General features: G+C 59.8%; 23 protein-coding genes. 7 read left to right on the plus strand and 16 right to left on the minus strand.

Features of this window, described 5'->3' with window-relative positions; translation table 11 throughout:
* Positions 1 to 151: 151 nt before the first annotated feature.
* The 10 genes from V1283_RS27015 to V1283_RS27060 all read right to left on the minus strand — a co-directional run bounded on the left by V1283_RS27015 (position 152) and on the right by V1283_RS27060 (position 8,913).
* Positions 152 to 1,351 carry a Fic family protein gene (locus V1283_RS27015; protein ID WP_334389610.1) on the minus strand — a complete coding sequence of 400 codons (1,200 nt, stop codon included), beginning with the start codon at positions 1,349 to 1,351 and terminating at the stop codon, positions 152 to 154.
* A 589-nt stretch (positions 1,352 to 1,940) separates the two neighbouring features.
* A complete protein-coding gene (locus tag V1283_RS27020) occupies positions 1,941 to 2,669 on the minus strand; it encodes an autoinducer binding domain-containing protein (RefSeq protein WP_334389611.1) in 729 nt (242 codons plus the stop codon).
* A 332-nt stretch (positions 2,670 to 3,001) separates the two neighbouring features.
* Positions 3,002 to 3,382: a RidA family protein gene (locus tag V1283_RS27025; protein WP_334389612.1), complete on the minus strand. Its 381-nt coding sequence runs from the start codon at positions 3,380 to 3,382 to the stop codon at positions 3,002 to 3,004.
* Between the two features lie 78 nt (positions 3,383 to 3,460).
* A complete protein-coding gene (locus V1283_RS27030) occupies positions 3,461 to 4,264 on the minus strand; it encodes an enoyl-CoA hydratase/isomerase family protein (RefSeq protein ID WP_334389613.1) in 804 nt (267 codons plus the stop codon).
* An 11-nt stretch (positions 4,265 to 4,275) separates the two neighbouring features.
* Complete coding sequence (locus V1283_RS27035; RefSeq protein ID WP_334389614.1) at positions 4,276 to 5,094, minus strand: ABC transporter permease; 819 nt, start codon at positions 5,092 to 5,094, stop codon at positions 4,276 to 4,278.
* Entirely contained in the window at positions 5,091 to 5,876 is a 786-nt protein-coding gene (locus V1283_RS27040) for an ABC transporter permease (RefSeq protein ID WP_334389615.1), read from the minus strand. Before V1283_RS27040 ends, V1283_RS27035 begins: the two co-directional genes overlap by 4 nt.
* A complete protein-coding gene (locus V1283_RS27045) occupies positions 5,860 to 6,651 on the minus strand; it encodes an ABC transporter ATP-binding protein (RefSeq protein ID WP_334389616.1) in 792 nt (263 codons plus the stop codon). Before V1283_RS27045 ends, V1283_RS27040 begins: the two co-directional genes overlap by 17 nt.
* The gene (locus V1283_RS27050; RefSeq protein ID WP_442895885.1) at positions 6,648 to 7,430 is read right to left on the minus strand and encodes an ABC transporter substrate-binding protein; all 783 of its coding nucleotides are present in this window, start codon (positions 7,428 to 7,430) and stop codon (positions 6,648 to 6,650) included. Before V1283_RS27050 ends, V1283_RS27045 begins: the two co-directional genes overlap by 4 nt.
* Complete coding sequence (locus tag V1283_RS27055; RefSeq protein WP_442895785.1) at positions 7,321 to 8,115, minus strand: alkene reductase; 795 nt, start codon at positions 8,113 to 8,115, stop codon at positions 7,321 to 7,323. Before V1283_RS27055 ends, V1283_RS27050 begins: the two co-directional genes overlap by 110 nt.
* Before the next feature lie 477 nt (positions 8,116 to 8,592).
* Positions 8,593 to 8,913 (minus strand): 2Fe-2S iron-sulfur cluster-binding protein, encoded by a 321-nt coding sequence (locus tag V1283_RS27060; RefSeq protein ID WP_334389618.1) that lies wholly within the window; start codon positions 8,911 to 8,913, stop codon positions 8,593 to 8,595.
* 318 nt (positions 8,914 to 9,231) lie between these two features.
* Here V1283_RS27060 and V1283_RS27065 point away from each other — a divergent pair, with 318 nt between their 5' ends.
* A complete protein-coding gene (locus V1283_RS27065) occupies positions 9,232 to 9,612 on the plus strand; it encodes a nuclear transport factor 2 family protein (protein ID WP_334389619.1) in 381 nt (126 codons plus the stop codon).
* A 116-nt stretch (positions 9,613 to 9,728) separates the two neighbouring features.
* On the opposite strand, the gene V1283_RS27070 is transcribed toward V1283_RS27065, so the two are convergent.
* Genes V1283_RS27070 through V1283_RS27080 form a run of 3 tightly spaced genes read right to left on the minus strand, consistent with a single transcriptional unit; the run spans position 9,729 to position 10,972 of the window.
* Entirely contained in the window at positions 9,729 to 10,163 is a 435-nt protein-coding gene (locus V1283_RS27070) for a RidA family protein (RefSeq protein WP_334389621.1), read from the minus strand.
* A gap of 2 nt (positions 10,164 to 10,165) precedes the next feature.
* Entirely contained in the window at positions 10,166 to 10,489 is a 324-nt protein-coding gene (locus V1283_RS27075) for a DoxX family protein (protein WP_334389622.1), read from the minus strand.
* Positions 10,490 to 10,507: 18 nt separating this feature from the next.
* Positions 10,508 to 10,972 (minus strand): RidA family protein, encoded by a 465-nt coding sequence (locus V1283_RS27080; protein ID WP_334389623.1) that lies wholly within the window; start codon positions 10,970 to 10,972, stop codon positions 10,508 to 10,510.
* Positions 10,973 to 11,349: 377 nt separating this feature from the next.
* On the opposite strand from V1283_RS27080, the gene V1283_RS27085 reads away from it, so the two are divergent.
* The 6 genes from V1283_RS27085 to V1283_RS27110 all read left to right on the plus strand — a co-directional run bounded on the left by V1283_RS27085 (position 11,350) and on the right by V1283_RS27110 (position 17,913).
* On the plus strand, positions 11,350 to 12,855 hold the full coding sequence (locus V1283_RS27085) for a sugar ABC transporter ATP-binding protein (RefSeq protein WP_334393184.1): 1,506 nt from the start codon (positions 11,350 to 11,352) through the stop codon (positions 12,853 to 12,855).
* Positions 12,852 to 13,829, plus strand: coding sequence for an ABC transporter permease (locus V1283_RS27090; protein ID WP_334389624.1), 978 nt, complete (start codon positions 12,852 to 12,854; stop codon positions 13,827 to 13,829). Before V1283_RS27085 ends, V1283_RS27090 begins: the two co-directional genes overlap by 4 nt.
* Entirely contained in the window at positions 13,826 to 14,809 is a 984-nt protein-coding gene (locus V1283_RS27095; RefSeq protein ID WP_334389625.1) for an ABC transporter permease, read from the plus strand. Before V1283_RS27090 ends, V1283_RS27095 begins: the two co-directional genes overlap by 4 nt.
* A gap of 65 nt (positions 14,810 to 14,874) precedes the next feature.
* Complete coding sequence (locus V1283_RS27100) at positions 14,875 to 15,861, plus strand: sugar ABC transporter substrate-binding protein (protein ID WP_334389626.1); 987 nt, start codon at positions 14,875 to 14,877, stop codon at positions 15,859 to 15,861.
* 127 nt (positions 15,862 to 15,988) lie between these two features.
* Positions 15,989 to 17,071 (plus strand): LacI family DNA-binding transcriptional regulator, encoded by a 1,083-nt coding sequence (locus V1283_RS27105; protein ID WP_334389627.1) that lies wholly within the window; start codon positions 15,989 to 15,991, stop codon positions 17,069 to 17,071.
* 203 nt (positions 17,072 to 17,274) lie between these two features.
* Positions 17,275 to 17,913 (plus strand): hydrolase, encoded by a 639-nt coding sequence (locus tag V1283_RS27110; protein WP_334393185.1) that lies wholly within the window; start codon positions 17,275 to 17,277, stop codon positions 17,911 to 17,913.
* Between the two features lie 207 nt (positions 17,914 to 18,120).
* Here the strand turns inward: V1283_RS27110 and V1283_RS27115 are convergent, their stop codons facing one another.
* The 3 genes from V1283_RS27115 to V1283_RS27125 are packed head-to-tail and all read right to left on the minus strand — an operon-like array spanning position 18,121 to position 20,795.
* Positions 18,121 to 19,131 (minus strand): quinone oxidoreductase family protein, encoded by a 1,011-nt coding sequence (locus V1283_RS27115; RefSeq protein ID WP_334393187.1) that lies wholly within the window; start codon positions 19,129 to 19,131, stop codon positions 18,121 to 18,123.
* Between the two features lie 19 nt (positions 19,132 to 19,150).
* Entirely contained in the window at positions 19,151 to 20,062 is a 912-nt protein-coding gene (locus tag V1283_RS27120) for a 3-keto-5-aminohexanoate cleavage protein (RefSeq protein WP_334389628.1), read from the minus strand.
* 10 nt (positions 20,063 to 20,072) lie between these two features.
* Positions 20,073 to 20,795, minus strand: a complete 723-nt coding sequence (locus V1283_RS27125; RefSeq protein WP_334389629.1) for an SDR family NAD(P)-dependent oxidoreductase — start codon at positions 20,793 to 20,795, stop codon at positions 20,073 to 20,075.

Consider the following 20,795-nt stretch of genomic DNA (forward strand, 5'->3'; position numbering starts at 1 on the left):
ACGGGTGTTTTTGCGAAAACATCACCACACGCCGAGACGCAGCCGCGCGGTTGTGATCAGAGCCTGGCTGACAGCGGACGCTCGCAAAAAGCACCACCATTTTGCACGCAAAACAGACCGCGCGAAGCTCCCACGGCGCCGCTTCTTACCGCTAGATTTCCGGAAATAATCGCGGAAACAGCACGTCGAGCGTATCAAAAGGAAAGCGCAACGACACTGGACCCTTGGGCGTGTCGGAGGCAAGAAGGCCGGCGGCGATGACGTCGTTGAAGACGCGCCGCGCCGTTCGTTCGGGAAGGCCGGTGATGCGCGGAACTTCGCCGCGATCGAACTGTCCGCGGATCAGCGCTTCTTCCAGAAGCCGCGCCGCCTCGGGCTTCAACTGCTCGCTGCGTTCGACGAGATGGCGCATGCGCTGGGCCAGCGTCTCGATCTCGAACAGGCCTGTCATGAAGGTTACTTGATCGAGGCAGACCTGCAGGAACCAGAGAACGTATTCGTTCAATGCCCGCTGCGAGAGGTTTCCCCGGCCATCGAGATCGCCCTGCCGCGGCATGTCGGCGTGATCCATCATCCGTTTGTAATCGCCAGGGCCGGTCAGGCCGCGGGCCAGTCCACGCGAGACCGACCATAGTCCGTGCGCGCCGATTCCGGCGAGATGCCCCATGGCGTGGCTCATCAGACGGCTGACGCGACCGTTGCCGTCGGGGAAGGGATGGATGTAGTTGAAGCGATGATGTGCGGCCGGAATGGCGGTGATCCGCGCCGCTTTGCCAAGGCGCTCGAAGCGATAACGCTCTGCAAAATACGTCATGAACGCTTCGACACGACCGCTGGACGGCGGCTGATGCCGGCCGACCGCGACATCGTGTTCGGACTTTGAGCGCCATATCCCGGGCTGCATCGTGAACTCGGTACCGGCGCCCTGAATGCGCAGCATCTCAGGCGCGGCGCCGCGGTAGAATTCGCGATGGAGCCAGAGAATGAAATCGACCGAAGCCGGTTCAGGCAGGCGATTTTCGAGCGCCATTGCATCGATTTCGGACTGCACGCGCACATGGGCGACTGCCTCGATCTGCAGGTTGCGCCGCGCCACGTCGTTGTCAAAATTGCCGTCAATGGCACGCGCGATATCGCGCGGCCTGGTGTTATGGCCTTCGATCAGGTTGCTGTAGTAGGTGTTCATGATCCGCACGAGGCCTGCGAGATTGGCGGCGGTCTGCGGATTGAGCGCGTGGCCAAGCTTCGCGGCCGCCGCTGAGAGTTCGGCGACAACGTCCGAAATAGCCTCCGGCAAGTCCTCCAGCCGGGCAGGCTCGATGCGTTCGACGGTTTCCATGACGGGGTTCATCTTGGCCGATCTGCGATCATATTAAGATATTCAATATAAATGATTTTATTATAAAGATCGCCAGCTTTGGCCGATCTTGTGGCCGATCTTAGGCAAATTGACCGATGGCCAATTCTGGCCGATCCAACATTTCATGCAACCCATTGATATATATTATAAATATATAATATTTCAGAGATTTTGGCCGCTTTTCTGGCCGATCCGGGCTGGATCGGCCTCCGTTTTGCGATCTCGGGCCTATTGGAGCTCGGTCTCTGACCGGCAGGCCGCTAGCCCAGGGGATTCCAAGACGGTCCTTGAAGACGCGGCGGCGAAGCCGGTACATCTCTGTGAGCAAACCGAAATGTTGACCAAATTGATGATTGTCGAGTGCGACGGCGTGCATGCTGACCTCCGGTTGAAGAGAGAGGTCACAACAACAGAAACGAAAGTGAACCGCGCCTGTACTTTTTTACAGGTAGCTCGCGCCATTTGCCAAAGAGAAGAAGTTTCAGCAAACAAAGCTGACTGTTAATGCGCCGAAAATCAATCCCGCTTCCCGAAAGAAGCTGGTCGATCGGATTCAAAGAATGCAAGGAATTCAGCTTGCTCAGGGCAACAGCCGGCGACGCACCGCTTCCGCCACGCATTGTGCAATCGATGTTGCTTCCAGCTTGCTTCGCGCGTTTTCAAGATGAAACACGACGGTGCGCGGCGCTATGCCAACGAGGATCGCGGTGTCAGCCACTGTCTTGCCTCGCGAAGCCCACGCCAGGCACTGACGCTCGCGCTGGGTCAAAACGTCGCCGGCATCTGGTCGATCACCTGCCGTAACCAGCCGCGCCGCGACGTGCGTATGGAAATACAGCCCCACGAGTTGGACGACGTCTTTCGACTTGGCGATGAGCCGTTCCGGCCGCATGGCCCGATCGTCCGTGGCCAAGGTAAACGCGGCCATTCTTCCGAAGCCACTTCTTATCGGCACAGTGATACCGGATTGAATGCCGAAAGTCGTCGCCTCTTCGAAGAACTTTCGTTGCGCACGATTACCCACCGGGGTCGGTGCGCCAGCACCCCAGCTGAATAGATCATGCTCAAGCCGCGCACGCCGAACGACGGGGTCCAGTTGTTCGTAGTGCAGGTCAAAATACCGGCTAGTCCAGGACTTGGGATAGGAGGAAATCAGTTTCGGTGCGTCCTCAACAATGCGCAGATAGGCAAACCATCGAAAGCCGAGACGCTGCGTCACGCGCGTTGCCACGCGTTCAAAACTGGCGTCATCATGGGCCGTCTGAATGGCGTCGACGAACTCCTGAAATGAGTGCTCTATCGAATTCATGCTGCCGCCAGATGTGCATTATTGGTTGAACTACCCGCCGTTACGGGACCTGCTTTATCCATCCGAAAGGGTGTGCGTGCGGACCTACCGTTCCCAATTGTTCGGGCCTTTTCTCCTCAAACGGGTTGCGTCAAGGCGCGACCTTGATCAGTTCGATGCTCAATAGCCTCGTCGTCAGCCAAGCAGCCGACTAGTGCTATTTACTCCTCGCCGCGCCCGAGGCCCAAACGCAGCCGGCGTATCAATGAAGCAGTCAGACCCCATCGATACTACCGGTTCTCGCCTTAATCGAGTCCGCAGGAGCGCTCCGTCCGCTGCCCGAAAACCCCTTCTCAGCGCGAAGGCACGAAGGCGACGGCCTCGATCTCCACGCGCGTGCCAACACCAAGTAGCGATCCGGCTCCGATCGCCGTGCTGGCGGGCGGCTCCTTGCAGTCCTTGAACGTCTCGACGCGCGCCCGATTGAAGCCGTCATAATCGGCCAGGTCGGTGAGATAAGATGTCGTCTTCACGATGTCCGACAGGGTGGCGCCGTGCTTTGCCAGCACGCCAGCCATACGGGCAAAGATACGATGGGTCTGCAATTCGATATTGTCGCGCGCGTCCTCGTCGACGCAGAGGCTCCCCGACAAGAATAACAGCTCTCCACTTGTCCCAAGCGGGACGCTGCGAGCCGGCGAAAATCGCGGTCTATTTGGGTTTGTTGACGACATGAGACTGAACCTTCCTGCTTTTCGATAGAAATGTATCCCGACTTGAATGGATGGTCGCCAGCCGAGGGGCGAACGGGATCAGGTCTTTGGCGCCTTGGCCAAGGCACTAGTTGCATAGACCGGACGCCGCCGTTCGGCGAAGGCACGAAGCCCCTCTTCCGCATCCGCAGTTTGGAGCAACCGCTTTTGCAGCGTGCCTTCGAGTGCCAACCCGTCCTGTAGCGAGCGGTCCAATCCGTCATGGATGGCCTGTTTTGCGGCCTTGACGGCAAGGGGTCCGTTCGCCGCAACGCGCTCTGCGATTGCGAAAGCCGTATCGAGCAACACATCGGCGCCGACGATGCGGTTGACCAGCCCGATCCGTTCCGCTCGCTCCGCGTCGATCGTTTCCCCAGTCAGGATCATCTCCAGGGCATATCCCATAGGGACGAGCCGCGGAAGCCGCTGGGTACCCCCACCGCCGGGAAGCACGCCCCACCGCACCTCGGCCAATCCGAACCGCGAGTCCGGCGTGCAGATCCGTATGTCGCACGCCATCGCCAATTCAAGTCCGCCAGCAATGCAGTGTCCGTGAACGGCGGCAATGACCGGCTTGGTGATCTCGCCCGCAAGCGTCATGCCGCCAAAACTGATGGTGCTTTCCTTTCCGCGCAGGGCGATATCGCGGCGCCAGGGCATATACGTCTTCAGATCACCGCCCGAACAGAACGCTCGTCCGCCTGCCCCGGTCAGGATGGCGACAAGCAACGTCGGGTCCGTCTCAAACTCCTTCCAGGCCTCAGCAAGCGCCTGGTCGTGCTCGACGTCCAAGGCGTTCATGGCATCTGGCCGATTGATTGTGACGAGCGCGATGGCACCCTTGCGTTCAAAATCGATGGGCATGACTGTTTCCTTTAGGTTCGGCCTTGAGGCGCCAAGGCCCAGGCTTCAAAAACGGCAAGCGCCGCGTTGAGGACGAAGCCGAACGAACCGACGACGGCCAGCAAACCGAAGACCTCGGCCGCGTTGAAATTACGTTGGGCCATCAGCAGCAATGCGCCCAGCCCCGGCATCAGTGTGAGCATCTCCGCGACCAGCGATACGATGATCGCGAGCGGCGCGGCCACGCGCACGCCGGTCAGAATCGATGGAAGAAGTGCGGGGAGGAAAATCTTGGTCGTCCGGGCCACCGCACCGAGCTGCAAGGACCGCGCCGTCTCAAGTAACGTGGGATGCAGCGAGCGTACCCCGGAGGTGGTGTTGAGCAGAACCGGCCAGAGCGCAGCGAAGATAATCACGAACAGCTTCATCGTCTCGTTGACGCCGATGATCAGCGCTGCGACCGGCACGATGGTCGGCGGCGGCAACGTGCGCAGGAACTCCAACACCGGCCCGAGACAGCGCGCGAGAACCGGCGAGGCCCCGATCAGCCCGCCAAGACCGACGCCTAATGTCGTCGCAAGGGCGAGCGCCACCGCGACCGATTGAAACGTCACCAGCACGGCGGGAAGCAGATCGCCCGCTGCCGATCGTTCGCTGAGGACCACGATCCATGCGGACGGCGGTGGGAAGTACGGTGACCGTGGATCGCCGAGCACCTGCCAGATCGACAACAGAACGATCAGCGGCAAGAGCCCTTGCAGCGTGGACCAGACATGGCTGGCCGCGGAGAGCGCCAACCGGCGCCGCTTGTCACCAAAGGAAAGGCGCGCGGGCGCGCTGGTCGCGATCATGGCCCCTGTATCTCCCGAATTCCGGGAAATAGCCGCGCAAAAGTCACGCGAAGCCATGCATTGAGGACGATGCCGAGCACGCCCGTAGCAACGAGGTAACCAAACATGAGGTCGGGCCGTAGCGCCTCCTGTGCCGACACCAGTCCCCAACCGAGCCCGGTCGGATTGCCGACCATTTCCGCGATGACGGCGACGACAAGGGCAAGGCCGAGCGCAACGCGAGCGCCGACAATGATAGATGGCAGAACCGCTGGAAGGATCACCTTGCCGAGCCGTTGCGCCCGTGACAGGTGCAGCGTCGCCGCCGTATCCAGCAGCCTCGGGTGAATCGACCTCGCCCCGGCGACGGTGTTGACGATGATTGGCCATACGCTCGCGAAGACGATTACCGTGATTTCCGTGTAGACCGTGAACCCGAACAGCAAGACCGCGACCGGAACAAACGCCACCGCCGGCAAAGGCCGAAGCAGTTCGAGCGACGCGTTCGAGAAGCGACGGACCGTCCGTGAAAACGCTAGCGCGAGCCCGATTGAAGCTCCAAGAACGCTCGCAATGGCCCATCCGGTCAAGGCGCAGCCGACCGTATGCACGCAATCGCCGAGGATCTCACCGGAGCGGATCGCGACGAACAACCCCCGGGCGATTTCTGTCGGGGATGGAAGGAATTCGAACCGGGTCGCCGCGGCGCTGACACCAATCTCCCATGTGGCCAGAAGTGCCATCGCGGTCGCAAGTGCCGGCAAGTTGAAAAACGCCCCGGACCGCCTAAGCATGGATTTCATGGCGGAACGCCTCGTAGAGCTGATGACGCAGCCGCAGATATTCAGGCTGCTCCTTCGTCACGATCTGGTCCCGTGGCCGTGGGAGGTCGACGGTAATGCGCTGCGCGACATGGGCCGGGCTACCCTTCAGGATAATGATCGTATCGCTGAGGTAGATGGCCTCCTCGATGTCGTGGGTGACGAACAGGACGGTCGCGCCTGTCTCAGCCTGGACGGCCAGAAGCTGATCCTGCAGGGCAGCCTTCGTCATCGCGTCCAATGCGCCGAACGGCTCGTCCATCAACAGCGCGTTCGGCTCCATGGCCAGCGCCCTGGCAATCTGTACCCGCTGTTGCATGCCGCCCGACAGCCTCCAAGGATATTCATCCTGGAAGCGCTCAAGCCCGACCATGCGGATAGCGTTCTGAACCTTTCGCTCCAGCTCATCAGCACGAAGTCGACCTTCCACACCGAGAGCGACGTTTCTCCGCACAGTTCGCCACATCAGGAGAGCATGTCCGTAATCCTGAAACACCATGGCCATGCCGGGCACGGGAGACCGGACGTCCTTCCCGTCGTAGACCGCGCGACCGGACGCATAAGGCGTTAGCCCTGCCAGTGCCCGGAGGAGTGTCGTCTTTCCTGTGCCGGATCCGCCGAGGATCGACACGAATTCACCTCGGCCAACTTGCAGATCAAGCCCCTCTATGATCCGGCGAACGCCCGGAGCACCCGGCAGATCGATGCAGAGGCCCTCGCATTCAAAACTGCGTATCTGCGCCACGGCTCGCGTCATTTGAGCACCAGCTTGGATGCTTCCAGCGAAGCTGTGAGCTGACCGACCTCGCGGGTTGCCTCGATCCAGGCGGAGACGTCCTGTGCAGTCAAGGATGTGCTGTATGTTGGAAGAACGATGCTTTCGATGACATCCGCCGGCAAGCGGGTCCATTTGGCGAGGATCTCGCGCGCTTCTCCGGCATGAGCCTCGATGAACGCCCGTGCCTCGTCGAGCGCGGCAACCCAGCGCGCGATCGCATCGGGATTAGCGCGCGCCCAGGCGCCATTCGCCATCCAGCACGTCAGCGTGACCGGGTCGCCGACCTGCAGCATCGGATCGCCCAGGTCGATGTGACCAGCCTTCTTTTGTGCGCTGACGAACGGCTCGACCGATTCCGCGGCGTCGACCCGCTGCGCCTTGAGTTGGTCCGTCATGTTGGGGAACATCATCTCGACGAAGCGCACGCCTTTCGGATCAACCCCGCTGCGCTTCAGCGCGAGCAGAGTAGCGATATGAACGGCGCCATTGATCGATGGCGTACCGATCGTCTTGCCGTGCAGCTGGCCGACCGAGGTGATCCCGGACTGACTACCGGCCATGAGCCGCATCTGCATATTGGCCGCGGTCTCGATCGTGTTGCCGCACACGCCCACGACATCGAGACCGCCGGCCGCCGCCTTCACGATATCAATGGTGGTGGCGCCCGAAATCTCCAACTGACGCCCGAGCGCGCCGATCGTCGTGGAGAGGTTCTGCACCGGCATGATATCGACGTCGAGACCTCTCTGCAGAAAGATGCCCTTGTCCTTTGCCACCCAGAGCGGAAGCCAGGCCGACGCAGGCCTCCATCAACAGCCGAGATCGGTTCAGGGCGCTGCCGCCGTAGCGATCGGTCCTGTGATTGGTCTTATCCCGAAGGAATTGATCAATCAGATAGCCATTTGCTGCATGGAGCTCTACCCCGTCGAAGCCGGCCTGTTTTGCGTGTTGCGCGGCCTGGCGGTACTGATCGACGATCCCCTTGATCTCGTCAGTACCCAGGGCTCGCGGCGTCTCAAAGGGTTGCATCCCAGAAAATGTGAAGATCTCGCCGGCTGGCTTCAGAGCCGAAGGCGCTACGGGGAGCGCCCCTCCAGGTTGCAGGGAGGGATGCGAAATCCGCCCGACATGCCATAATTGCGCGAAAATGCGCCCTCCCGCATTATGGACGCTCTTGGTGACCTTCTTCCAGCCCGCTACCTGCTCGCCGGAGTGGAGACCGGGCGTACCGGGATAGCCGATGCCCTGTTGCGAAATCTGAGTGGCTTCGGTGATGATAAGACCTGCAGTTGCGCGCTGGGTATAATACGTCGCGCTCATGTCGCCGGGCACCTCACCCGCCTCGGCCCGACTGCGCGTCATGGGAGCCATGACAATCCGATTTGGAAGCTGGACGGGCCCCAGTGTCAGAGAAGAGAAAAGGTCAACAGCATCATCGTTCATCATGGCACACCCTTGCGTAGCAGCTGGAAATCAATAGGCACTGAGAACGATTGCAGCTGATGACGGTTGGTTGAAGTTCAAAAATTCTCAAAGCGAGAATTTCGGGGAGACTGTCGATCGCTCGGCACGCCTACGAAGAGCTGAATCGGCCGCCCCTGACCGACGAAGGGACAAGTCGCGCATCACGCGGGAGATCGTGGGGTCGGAATGATCCTCTCTCATTCCGACGCTTTGACGATTCGTTTCGGCGATCAGTGTCGTGCCCCAAGACGGCGCCATTCACTTTGCGCCCTAGGAAAAGCCGATCGCACAACAAGCGGGCCGAGCTCCGACCGGACGCGGATCTCATTCGATGCTCCGGGGAGTCCATGGAACATGATCGTCGATCCCGTCTTCGCCGGGATAAACCAGGTCTTGTCGCGAGCTGCGCATCGAGATGACGCGCCACTCATCAACGTCAATGATCCACACCAACAACTAGGCCTGCCGCTCCGGCGTCGTCACTACCAGACCGTCGAGCGCGTCGCTGACCTTGATCTGGCACGACAGGCGCGAATTCGGCCGCACGTCGAAGCCGAAATTGAGCATGTCTTCTTCCATCGGGGTCCGCCCGCCGACCCTCTCGCGCCAGGCCTCATCGACATAGACGTGACAGGTCCCACAGGCACAGGCCCCGCCGCATTCGCCTTCGATTCCCGGGATGGCGTTGCGGATCGCCGCTTCCATCACGGTCGTGCCGTTCTCGACATCGATAATGCGGGTCTCGCCGGAATTGTCGTTGAATTGAATCTTGGTCATGACTGCTCGTGTTACCGGGAAAGATAAAGTCGGGCAGTCCTATAACGGGTCGATCCGCTCTGCGCTAGGTGGCGGTTCTGCCGTGATGGCTGCGGCCAGATCGCCGAACGTCGCCGTTATCGCAATTCTGGTTCTCGAACTTGACCGGCGCAATTTTGCGAATGCTTTTCGCATTGTCGCAATACCACGTCCGAAGAACACTGATGGTAGTACAATCTCCAAATGAACAGCGTGTTCGAGGATGAGAACTACTCAGCGCTTGCCTTTAAACACCGCTGACTGGGCTCACCATTCTTGTTCCAATCGCTGGAGTCCAGCATGCATGACGTAGAAGCCAATAAGAAACTCGTGCTAGCCTACTATGAGACGGCGTTTCGAGGCGACCCTGAGCGAGCCGCAAGAGATTACGCGGGAGAGACTTACATTCAGCACAACCCACGCGTAGCCGACGGCACCGAAGGATTTATCGCGTTCGTACGCGGTCTATTGAATTCCTTTCCGGATATGAAGTTGATGATCAAGCGTGTCATCGCGGAAGGCGATCTGGTGGTAACACATGCCCACATCATCAAGATTCCAGGAGAGCCCGGCTTGGCTGTCGTCGATATTTTTAGGGTCGAAAGCGGTAAAGTAGTCGAGCACTGGGACGTTGTTGAAGCTGTGCCGTCCACAGCGCTGAATTCTAACGGAATGGTTTGATAAGGAAGGTTCACTCTTCCTTCACGCAGTGAATGCACGCGCCCGACGTCACTGCGGCTCTCACCGCAATCGAGTCAGTAGGAATACTTTTCGTACGCTTTGCGTGCAGATTCCTCCTAGCGCGGAGGCACGAAGGCCACGACCTCGATCTCCACTCGCGTACCAGAGCCAAGTAGTGACCCGGCTCCGATGGCCGTGCTGGCCGGCGGCTCTTTGCAGTCCATGAACGTTTCGACGCGCGCTCGGTTGAAGCCATCATAATCGGCCAAGTCGGCTAGATAGGATGTCGTCTTCACGACGTCCGACAGGGAAGCGCCGTGATTTGCCGGCACGCCAGCGATACGGTCAAAGATGCGACGGGTCTGCAATTCGATATTGTCGCGCGCGTCCTCGTCGACGCAGAGGATTCCCGACAAGAACAACAGTTCTCCACTTGTCCCAAGCGGGACGCTGCGGGCCGGTGAATATCGCAGTCTATTTGGGTTTGTTGTCGACATGAGACTGAACCTTCCTGCTTTTTGATAGAAATGTATCCCGACTTGATTGGACATCACTACACGCGCGTTATCAACGAGTCGACGACGACGAGCAGAACCAGAGCCATCAGCACCACCGGATATTCAAGCCGCATGAACTCACGCTGCCGCGACAGGGTAACGAGCACACCCAGCGTGATCGCGATGGCGACCGCACAACCGATCATTCGCAACGGCGGCATCAGAAGCGCAGCGGCCGAAATCCATTCGAGCGCTCCAACCGTTTTGCGCAAGCTATCGGAATATCCCCATGCCTTAAATTCCGCGCGAATGAAATCCGGCGCTACAGGATTGAGCCATCCTGCCCGAACCAAAACGACGGCGAGCAGGATGGAAAGCACGTCCGCGACAACCATCCGCTAGCCAGCCCTTGGAAGTGCAGCGATCATATCAAGCTCGACCCGTGCGCCTGGTGTCGACAATTGGTTGATGCAGATCGTCGTGCTTGCCGGAGTCCAGGCTCCGAAATATTCCTTGAGCACCGTCACCATTCCATCCTGATCGCGGATATCGGTGAGATATTTCGTTACCTTCACGACATCGGTCCAGGTCAGGCCCTCGTGATCGAGAATGGTCTTGATCGTCTCCATGGCGCGACGAGTCTGGTCAATGATGGAGTTGGGATGCTCGTGCTCGGCCAGCACATGCGGGTGCTTGTGATAGAGCGGCGACGGCGTCGCCCCCGAGATGAACAACAATCCGCAAGGGCTTTCGATACGGATCGCCGGCGCATAGGGCATATCGATCTTGCGCTCGGGGAGCGTCTGAATCTCCTTGATATCCGGGTTTGAAGGTGAAGTTGCGAAAGCAGGTCGTCTCGTCATGGGCATTTGTCTCCAGCCTGTTCGAATTTTCGAATGGAGGCTGATCGCCCCCGTCGGGCGCGAGCCGACCGCTGCATGGACCAACTCGCGCAAGCTTCTGTACGAAATCCGAAGCTTTTATGCAAACGTTTGCCTATACGAGCCCCCGAGGAAAATCGCCAATTATTGCCATTATTCGGATATTCCTTTGACGACGATTGCTCCCTGCGACAATTTTGTTCCGAATCTGCCAACACTTCAGACTTGATTGTGCAAACGTTTGCAGGTATGGCATCCTTTAACGAATGAGCGTCGTCGCTCAGCAAAGGGGACGAATACGCGTGTTGGCGGACGAGCAAAGCCCCGTTCGGGGCCCTGGCGGGACGGCGGTGATGCCGATGGCAGATGCGGTAACCCACAGCGCGCAGCCGTTGCTGCGCCTGATCGGCATCAGCAAGTCATTTCCTGGCGTGCAAGCGCTGAAGGGGGTTTCGCTCGAGATCCAGTCCGGCGAGGTGCACGTCATCCTTGGACAGAACGGAGCTGGCAAGTCGTCCCTCATCAAGGTGTTATGCGGCGCCTATCTCGCCAACGAAGGCACGATTGAGTGCGAAGGTCGCAGCGTCGCGATCCGCGGCCCTGCCGACGCCAATGCGATCGGCGTCTCTGTCATCTTCCAGGAGTTCTCACTCGCACCGTTCCTCGACATTGCGCAAAACATGTTTCTCGGCCGCGAACGCGCTTTTGTGAAGGGCGGTATGATCGACAAGGCGGCAATGCATGCCGCCGCACGCGACGTTCTTGCGCAGCTCGGCTTGCAATACGACACCCGAACTTTCGCCGGCGAGCTCGGCGTGGCGCAACAGCAGATGGTCGAGATCGCCAAGGCGCTGTCGCAAAACGCTAGAATCCTGGTGATGGACGAGCCGACCGCAGCGATTTCCGATCGGGAATCCGACCGGCTGTTCGAAGTCATTGCCAGACTTAAGCAACGCGGCGTGGCCATCGTTTACATCTCACATCGAATGAAGGAAGTCGTCACTTTGGGAGACCGCATCACCGTGATGCGGGACGGTTCCGTGGTGGCAACCTATCTCCGCAACGAGGTGACCCCGGACGCGATGGTCCGCGCCATGATCGGACGGTCGCTCGAGGGCCTGGAACGGCGCAAGCCCGTTGCCGCTGGGACGTCGGCACTGACCGTGACCGACCTGCGGACTGCAAAACTCGCAAACATCTCGCTCGAGGTGCGCGCCGGCGAAGTTGTGGGCCTGGCAGGCCTGGTCGGCTCCGGTCGCACCGAAGTCGTGCGCGCCGTCTTTGGCGCTGATCCCGTCCTGGCAGGAACAATTAAGCTCGGCGGCACAGACTTCATGCAGCGTCCGGATCGCAGCACTCGAGCCGGTCTCGCGCTCTTGCCGGAAGACCGCAAGCGCGAAGGCTTGGCGCTGTCACTAGCGGTTGGCCAAAACGCGACAGCAGCGGCAATGTGGCGACTATTTCGGCGCGGCTGGTTCGCACCGGCGAAAGCAGAACGCATCTGCCGGGAACTGATTGCCCGATTGAACATCGCAACACCCGGCTCCGGGCAGGTCGTGCGCAATCTCAGCGGCGGCAACCAGCAGAAGGTCGTGCTTGGAAAGTGGCTCGCGGCCGGATCCCGTGTGTTCATGCTGGACGAGCCGACACGCGGCGTCGACGTCGGCGCAAAGACCGAAATATACCGGCTGATTGATGATCTGGTGAAAGACGGAGCTGCTGTACTGATGATCAGCTCCGAGCTGCCCGAGCTGATTCACCTGTGCGATCGCGCCTACGTCATGCGCGACTATCGTATCGTCGGGCATCTCGTCCGCGAAGAGCTGTCGGAAAAAGCGATTCTCGACCTGGCGGTGCACCAATGACTTATCATATTGCCGATGAAAACAAGATCGGACCAGGCGCGCTATTGCGGCGAACGCCCGGCGTAACCTTCATCCTTGTCGGCATGATCGTGCTTTTCACGGTCGGGAATCCGCGGTTCCTGTCTGGCGCCAATCTGACAAATGTCGGCCTGCAGGCATCGCTGTTGTTGATGCTGGCATTGCCGATGACACTCATCATTCTCACCGCGGGCCTGGACCTTTCGGTGGGAGCATTGCTCGGCCTATGTGGCGTCGTGATTGCAGCGTTGCTCGTCGCGGGATGGAGCCTGCCGGCCTCCATTGGAGCTGCGATGGCGGTCGGGCTCATGGTCGGCGCAGTCAACGGATTCTTGATCGCCCATCTCGGGTTGCCGGCGTTCGTAGTCACGCTCGGTACTATGGGATTATGCGAAGGACTGTCCCTTGTCATTACCAACGGAGATCCGATCGGTAATTTCACGCCGGCACTCGAAACTTTCTACCGCTCCACAATAGTTTCGGTACCTGTTCCGGTACTGGCGTCAATTGGGCTCTATGGCCTGCTCTGGCTGGTGCTCTATCGCACGCGCTTCGGCAACTATGTTTTTGCCATCGGCGGCAACAAGGATGCGCTGCATCTCGCCGGCATCAACGCCAATCTCGTTCATATGGGCGTCTATCTGCTTTGCAGTGCGACGGTCGCACTGTCGGCCCTGCTGCTGTTGGGACGAACAAATTCAGCGCATCCGTCAGTTGCTGTCGGAATGGAGTTCGAGGCAATCGCCGCAGTGGTCCTCGGCGGCACTTCATTCGAGAAAGGCCAAGGCTGGCTATTCGGGACCGTCCTCGGCGTGCTGGCGATTTCTGTGCTCCGCAACGGCCTGAATGTTCTCTCTGTGCAGCCCGCGCTGCAAGTCGTCTGCGTCGGGTTGCTTCTCATTGCCGCGCTGCTGATCGATCGCAACCGGAAGAGGCCTTCAAGAGGCATGGCATGACGACAATGGAAGCCCCTGCCCTGACATCCCATCCGCGACAATCCCTGGCACCAGGCACCCTCGCGATCATCGTGCGGGTTGGCTTGATCATCGGTATCGGTCTGATGATGGCGAGCGTTAGTCCAGGCTTTGTATCCGCTGATAATTTCCTCAACATTCTGCGGCAAGCCAGTCTTCTATTCCTGGTGGCGTCCGGTCTGACGCTGGTGATTATCGGTGGCGGCCTCGACCTGTCGATCGGCGCCAACCTCACTCTGTGTGCTTGCCTCGCTGCCGCCGCGATCAAGAGCATCGGACAGCCGGCTGCAGGTATCGCCGTCGCACTCGGCTGCGGCGCTGTGGTCGGGCTTGCCAATGGAGTTTTGATCAATCGCGTGAAGATTCCAGCCTTCCTCGCCACCTTCGGTATGCTGTGGGTAGCGCAGGGAATTGCCTATTGGTTTATGGCAGGCCAGGTCATTTACGGATTCTCGCCGGCCTTCCGCTTCTTCGGCAGTGGATTCTGGTTCGGCGTTCCAGTTCCGATCTGGGTGATGCTGGTGACAGGCGCCTGTGGCCTGATCTTCCTGTCGCGGACGACGTTTGGCCGCGAAGTCTACATCATGGGTGCCAATGAAGCAGCCGCGGTGCTGTCTGGTATCCCGGTCGCCCGTCACCGTGTCTTTCTATACGTGATGAGTGGCCTGATGGCGGGACTGTCGGCACTCATCTATGTCGCCCGCCTCAACGCCGCCGAGCCCGGCATTGGCGAACCCTTGCTGCTGCCGGCGATCGCTGCGGTGCTGGTCGGCGGTACCTCGCTGTCAGGAGGAAGCGGCGGTCTGTTCGGGACGCTGCTGGGCGCAATCATTCTCACCCTTATCGTCAACGCATTGAACCTCCTGAACGTGAGCGCCAGCTGGCACCCGTTCGTTACCGGCACCATCGTACTATTGGCGATGCTTGCGGATGCGGTGGTCAACCGCGGTATGCGGAAATGAAGGTCTCGCCGTCAGCGCATGCGGACGGTCGTCTCAATGGGCAATTACATTTGTTGGGAGGTGTCATGACGAATCGAAGTGTCAGAAATATCTGGATACTGTCTGCCGCAATGGGTCTGACATTCTACGGGCTTGCCGCCTCGCCCGCGCTTGCGGCCGGCGAGATCATCGCGGCCTTCACCAAGAACCAGGTCGACCCGCACTTCGAAGACGTTCGCGCCGGTGTCGAGCAGATGGCGAAGAAAATGAATGCGACGGTTCGGCAATACGTCCCCACGAAGCCTAACAACATCACCGAGGGTATGTCGCAGCTCGAAGACGTTGGTGTAACCAAGCCGAGCCTCGTCCTCTTCATGCCGATCGATCCGAAGGCCCAGCTGCCAACCATCAAGCGGTTAATTGACGCCAAAACACCGGTTCTCAATTACAACGACCGTGCGGGCGATGCACCCTATCTCGCATTTGTCGGCGAGGATGATTACAAACTGGGCTATGATATCGCCAAAACGCTGTTCGACCACCTCGGTGGCAAGGGCAAGATCGTAATCCTCGAGGGCATCAAGGGCTCCAACACCGGCGACGAACGCAAGCGCGGGTTCGATGCGGCACTCAAGGAGTATCCCAATATCAAGTTGCTGGCTTCGCAGCCCGCCAACTTCCAGCGCCTGCTCGGCCTGCAGGTGATGGAAAACCTGATCCAGCAGTTCAACGATATAGACGGCGTCATCGCTGCAGCAGATGCGTCCGCGCTCGGTGCGGCCGAGGCGCTGAAGTCTGCCGGGCGCGGCAACGTTCCCGTGGTTTCGATCAACGGCGTTCCTGAAGCCGTGGAGGCGGTCAAGACCGGCAGCTTGCTGGCGATCGCCGAGTTCAACGGCTTCAAGATCGGGTGCGTCGCAACCGAGATCGGTCTGAAGGCGATACGAGGCGAACCTGTACCCAAGCAGGTCGTCATCCCCGCCGCAATCATTACCAAGTCGAATCATGCCGAATGGCTGGTGCCTTATCCCGAGCGCACATGTCCCGCAGCGGCGAGTTATATCGGACAGTAACCGAATGCTCGATGGTTTGTACGGCACGCGGGGCGAGTTTGCCCCGCGGAAGAACGTTTGCTACTGCTTACGCCTACGCCCGATGCAGCGTCTACTGGCTGCGGGACAATGCAAGGACCTTTAACAGTTGGCAGGCCCTTCGAAAGGCAAACGGCCTACCCTCAAGGACGTGGCGGCGCATGTCGGCGTCCACTACTCCACTGTGTCACGTGCGCTCGACCCGACGACCGCACATCGGATTACGGACGAGGTCCGCTCGCGCATTCTTGCGGCCGTTGCTGAACTCAACTATCGCCACAACGTCGCGGCCGCTACGCTTCGTACCCATTCGAGCAAGACGATCGGAATCATCGTTCCCGACATCACAAACAGCCTGTTCGGCCCAATCATTAAAGGCATCGACAGCATTTCGACCCAGCACGGCTATGTCGCGTTAATCGGCGACACCGACAACAGCCCGGAAAAGGAAGGAAAGCTGATAAGCACCTTCCTTTCGCGCGGGATCGAAGGACTGATCGTTGCCAGCGCCCTGCGCGAAGACGAGGTTGTCTCGGCCGTCGCTCATGACGGTACGCCGATTGTTACGGTGAACAGTCATGTCGACGACGACACCGTATCGTCGGTCAGCTACAACGTGCGGCCAAGCATTGGCGCTCTGGTCAAGCACCTTACCGAATTGGGCCACAAACGCATCGCGTTCATCTCCGGCCCCTCGTCCTGGTCGACCGCTGAGGAACGGCTGGCCGCTTATCGATACTGGATCGACCGGGTCAAGGCAGTCAGCGCGGACGACCTGATTGTCTACAGCAAAGAGTACCGCGAAGAGGAAGGCGCACGCTGTGCCGAGGAGCTGCTGCGATCCGGTGTACCCTTTACGGCGTTGATGGCTGCCAATGACCTGTTGGCGTTTGGCGCCTTGAAGACACTGCAGCGGCACGGCCTTCAATGCCCGAATGATATCTCCGTCACTGGATTTAACGACATTCCCATGGCCGAACGGTGGTCGCCGCCGCTGACGACGGTGCGGGTCGACCCCTTCCAGGCGGGCAAGGCGGCGGCCGAGATCCTCTTCGCCGATATGAAGGTTAGTCCCGAGGAACGGCTCCCCAAGCATGTCCTCCTCCCGGCTTCCATGGTCGTTCGGGGTTCGACCGCAAAGGTGCCGTCGTCCCAAAAACTCAAAACAGCCCGATCCGACGAACGCATGTGATCCGGCGTACCGGCCGTTGTCGGCACGCGGTGTCGACGCGCGCCCAGCGCTGCAATTTTGCAAAAGTATCTCCGCGAAAATGCCGCTCGCGCGGCGCCAAACTGCATCGTAACCCTCACGCATCCGACGTTCTCGCACTCCTCCGGGTCGCGTCGGCGCCATATCCTGCAATTCGGCCAAATTACAAGGAACTCAACGTGAGCATCAAAGCGACGGCAAAGCCCGCCAAGGCGCTGCTAAGCCCAAAGGATCATGCCCTGGTCATGATCGATCATCAGTCACAGATGGCATTCAACACCAAGTCGATCGACGTGACCAATCTGCGGACCAACGCCGGAATTCTCGCGCATACCGCAAAGGGGTTCAACGTCCCCACAATCATCTCGACAATTTCGAAAGACACCTTCGCGGGTCCGCTGTTCGATGAGATCACGGATGCCTTTCCGAACGCGGAGGTCACCGACCGCACAACGTCGAACGCGTGGGAGGACGAGAACTTCATCGCCCGCATCAACGCAATCGGCAAGGATCGCCTCGTGATCTGCGGTCTTTGGACTTCTGTGTGCTGCAACGGCCCGGTATTGTCCGCGCTTGACCAGGGCTACGAGGTTTATGTGGTGACCGACGCATGCGGCGACTGCACGCCGGAAGCCCACGAGCGGGCCGTTGAGCGCATGATCCAGGCCGGCGCGCGTCCGCTTACGGCACTGACCTACCTGCTCGAACTGCAGCGCGACTGGGCTCGCGTCGAGACCTATGATCTCACCACCGGCATCGCGAAGAAGTACGGCGGCGCATTTGGCATCGGCATCTCGTACGCCAAGACCATGTTCGGCGAATAGGTTCAATCAGCGGCGTATGAACGGCGTGGGAGCCGTTCATGCGCCGCTCTTGGAAATAGCACCGCTCCTGTCAGGCTCCTGTTTCATGCCTTTGTGTTGCTCTGATTTCCGACCGACAACGGTATCACGGAGATCAGGTATCCGATGCATCAAGCGATCGCCTGAGCCGGCATGTTGCTGGCTTGCGTGAAGCCCACGACGTGCACCTCAACCTTCCGGCCGCAGGACGATGCGGTCGCGTGCCGAGCCTATCACCGCGCTGTAAGCGGTCCTCGCCTCGCTGAGGGGATAGATGGCCGAATCTGAAATCGGGAACGGACGGAGCCATCCACCCGCAAATCCCGCCAGCGCACCGCGCAGGATATCGCCACTCTCTATCGACGAAAAGCCGAGCGTGTCGACACCGACATAGGTATGTTGACCGCGATAGAATTCGAGAATGTTGAATTGCACAATCCTGTCGACGGCGGCAATCAGTATCTGGCGGCCGCGCTTGGCAAGCGAGCGGTTCGCCGCCTGAAAATAGGGGTCGCCGACCGTATTGAAGACGATGTCGGCGCCTTTTCCGCCCGTCAATTCCCGAACCCGCTCCGGAATGTCGGTCGCGTCCGAGTTGATCATCTCGATCGGCGCATTGGCATGGCCCTGATAGCCCTCGTCCCTTCGCATCACGCCGATAACCTTGGCACCCTGCCAAGTCGCGAGCTGAGCTGCCGCCTGCCCGACCTTGCCATTGATACCAAAAATCAGCACGTGCTCATCCCGGCCAGGCATTCCGGTTCGGCGAAAACCTTCGATCGCAGTCACGAACGGCACGCCTATGCCGGCGGCCTCTTCCATCGAGATCCCTCGCGGGATTTCGACCAGCGCAGCGGCTTCCACGATCAGATGCGATGCATGGGTGCCGTCCCTGCGGACACCGAGATCACCGGAAGAGCCAAACACAGACTTGCCGATCCATTCGGCAGGCCCATCAATCACGACGCCGGCGAAGTCACGGCCAGGCGTGCGCGGAAATACGGCATAGGGCATCAAGCCGGTGGCCGCTTTGACGTCCGACGGATTGACGCCAGCGGCCTTGATCTCTACCAGGACGTCGTCAGGTCCGCGCGACATGCGGCGCCTCTCCATCACCGGCGCGATCGACGCTGCATTTGCTGCCTTCACGTTGAGCCGCACGCAATCGGCTTCCACCGCGATCTTGTCCTGCTCCGTCATTGCGTTCATTTTCGTCGTCCTAGGCTGCGCGGATGGCGGACGGCGAGACCGGCAACCCGACGATCTGACGTGCCTCGGAGAAACTCGCAATCTCGCCGCCGAGATCCTCGACGATCCGACGCGCTTTCGTCACCATTTCTGCATTGGAGGTGGCTAGCTGGCCACGCGACAGATAGACGGCGTCTTCCAGGCCGACGCGGACGTGGCCCCCGGCCAGATAGGATTGCCCAGCCGCGGTGAAGGCCGCCTTCCCGATCCCGACCGCTGTAAATTCCGCGTCCATCGGCAGCAGATCCCGCGCATAGAGCACGGTCTCCGGATGAGGCTGGAAGCCGTATCTTACACCCAGGACGAATGAGCAGAGCACAGGCCCCCGAAGCGTGCCATCCGCAAGAAGATCACGCATCAAAGCGATATCCCCGGAATCGAACAGTTCGATTTCCGGCTTGACGCCTGCCTCCGAGATCACCTTGGCCATCCGCCGTACATTTGCCGGCGTATTGATCACGACTTCATTCCCGGAGTTCATGGTGTTGAGGTCGAGCGTACAAATGTCGGGGCGTAACGCGGTAATGTGTTCGACCCGCTTTTCCGGGACCATCAATGTGGTTCCTTCATCTGCGATCTTCGGATCGTACTGCGAGGGAACGAAACGGCCACCGGGGCCCGTGGTGATGTTGAGAATCAGCTCTGGATTCTCAGCCCGGATCCGTTCGACAACGGCGACATAATGCTCGAGTGCCATCGAAGGGCGACCGGTCGCGGGGTCGCGCACATGGATGTGCACGATGGCAGCGCCGGCCTCGGCAGCACCGAGACAGGCATCGGCAATCTGTTCGGGGCTGATCGGCAGGTATGGCGTTTGCGCCGGCGTCGTGAGATTTCCGGTGACAGCGCAGGTGATGATGACCTTGTCGCGGGGAGATCGCATGTCGTGTCCTTTAAAGTGAGCGGCCGCCGTCGACCACGAAGGTCGTTCCGGTGGAAAAGCCGAGTTGGGTGGCACAGGCGAGAATCGCGGAGGCAATGTCGTCAGCAGATGCGATCCGCTTCAGTGGTGTTGTCGCTGCGGTCCTGGTGTTGAAATCGGCATCACGGCCAGGAACAAAGCCGGAGTCGACGACACCCGGCGCCACTGCGAGCACCCGCACTTCCGGCGCGAGCACCCGCGCCAGCGACTTTGTCATGACGTCGATGCCAGCCTTCGCCGCGCAATAAGCAATAGACGAGCCGATGCCGTTGCTACCGGCAATGGAGGAGATCGATACTATCAGACCGTCGCCCGAAGCCTTGAGCAGCGGCGCAAAGGTGCGAATCGCAGCAAATTGCCCGCGCCAGTTTACAGCGAACATCCGGTCGATAAGTTCATCGTCGAGCGCTTCGAGATTGGCATGTGGCACCGGCTTGGTGAAACCTGCGGCATTGACCAATACGTCCAATCTTCCGAATCGTGCTTCGATTTCCTGTCGGAGTGCAATCAGGGTTGCGGTTTGAGCGACATCCGCGGCGAGCGCAACATGGCCCTCACCAGTCAGCGTTGCCAGCACGTCGGCAGCGGCAGCAGCTTCCCTTGAATCATCCCGATGGCTGATAACGATGCGAGCGCCAAGAGACGAAAATTGCCGGGCGGCCGAAGCGCCGATGGCGCCGGCACCGCCGACCAC

The sequence above is a fragment of the Bradyrhizobium sp. AZCC 2262 genome (assembly GCF_036924535.1).
Lineage (GTDB): Bacteria > Pseudomonadota > Alphaproteobacteria > Rhizobiales > Xanthobacteraceae > Bradyrhizobium.

Coding starts and splice junctions, on each gene's coding strand:
- V1283_RS27015 (WP_334389610.1), bottom strand. CDS start 1,351: ATGAACCCCGTCATGGAAACCGTCGAACGCATCGAGCCTGCCCGGCTG.
- V1283_RS27020 (WP_334389611.1), bottom strand. CDS start 2,669: ATGAATTCGATAGAGCACTCATTTCAGGAGTTCGTCGACGCCATTCAG.
- V1283_RS27025 (WP_334389612.1), bottom strand. CDS start 3,382: ATGTCGTCAACAAACCCAAATAGACCGCGATTTTCGCCGGCTCGCAGC.
- V1283_RS27030 (WP_334389613.1), bottom strand. CDS start 4,264: ATGCCCATCGATTTTGAACGCAAGGGTGCCATCGCGCTCGTCACAATC.
- V1283_RS27035 (WP_334389614.1), bottom strand. CDS start 5,094: ATGATCGCGACCAGCGCGCCCGCGCGCCTTTCCTTTGGTGACAAGCGG.
- V1283_RS27040 (WP_334389615.1), bottom strand. CDS start 5,876: ATGAAATCCATGCTTAGGCGGTCCGGGGCGTTTTTCAACTTGCCGGCA.
- V1283_RS27045 (WP_334389616.1), bottom strand. CDS start 6,651: ATGACGCGAGCCGTGGCGCAGATACGCAGTTTTGAATGCGAGGGCCTC.
- V1283_RS27055 (WP_442895785.1), bottom strand. CDS start 8,115: ATGAACGATGATGCTGTTGACCTTTTCTCTTCTCTGACACTGGGGCCC.
- V1283_RS27060 (WP_334389618.1), bottom strand. CDS start 8,913: ATGACCAAGATTCAATTCAACGACAATTCCGGCGAGACCCGCATTATC.
- V1283_RS27065 (WP_334389619.1), top strand. CDS start 9,232: ATGCATGACGTAGAAGCCAATAAGAAACTCGTGCTAGCCTACTATGAG.
- V1283_RS27070 (WP_334389621.1), bottom strand. CDS start 10,163: ATGTCCAATCAAGTCGGGATACATTTCTATCAAAAAGCAGGAAGGTTC.
- V1283_RS27080 (WP_334389623.1), bottom strand. CDS start 10,972: ATGACGAGACGACCTGCTTTCGCAACTTCACCTTCAAACCCGGATATC.
- V1283_RS27085 (WP_334393184.1), top strand. CDS start 11,350: ATGGCAGATGCGGTAACCCACAGCGCGCAGCCGTTGCTGCGCCTGATC.
- V1283_RS27090 (WP_334389624.1), top strand. CDS start 12,852: ATGACTTATCATATTGCCGATGAAAACAAGATCGGACCAGGCGCGCTA.
- V1283_RS27095 (WP_334389625.1), top strand. CDS start 13,826: ATGACGACAATGGAAGCCCCTGCCCTGACATCCCATCCGCGACAATCC.
- V1283_RS27100 (WP_334389626.1), top strand. CDS start 14,875: ATGACGAATCGAAGTGTCAGAAATATCTGGATACTGTCTGCCGCAATG.
- V1283_RS27115 (WP_334393187.1), bottom strand. CDS start 19,131: ATGACGGAGCAGGACAAGATCGCGGTGGAAGCCGATTGCGTGCGGCTC.
- V1283_RS27120 (WP_334389628.1), bottom strand. CDS start 20,062: ATGCGATCTCCCCGCGACAAGGTCATCATCACCTGCGCTGTCACCGGA.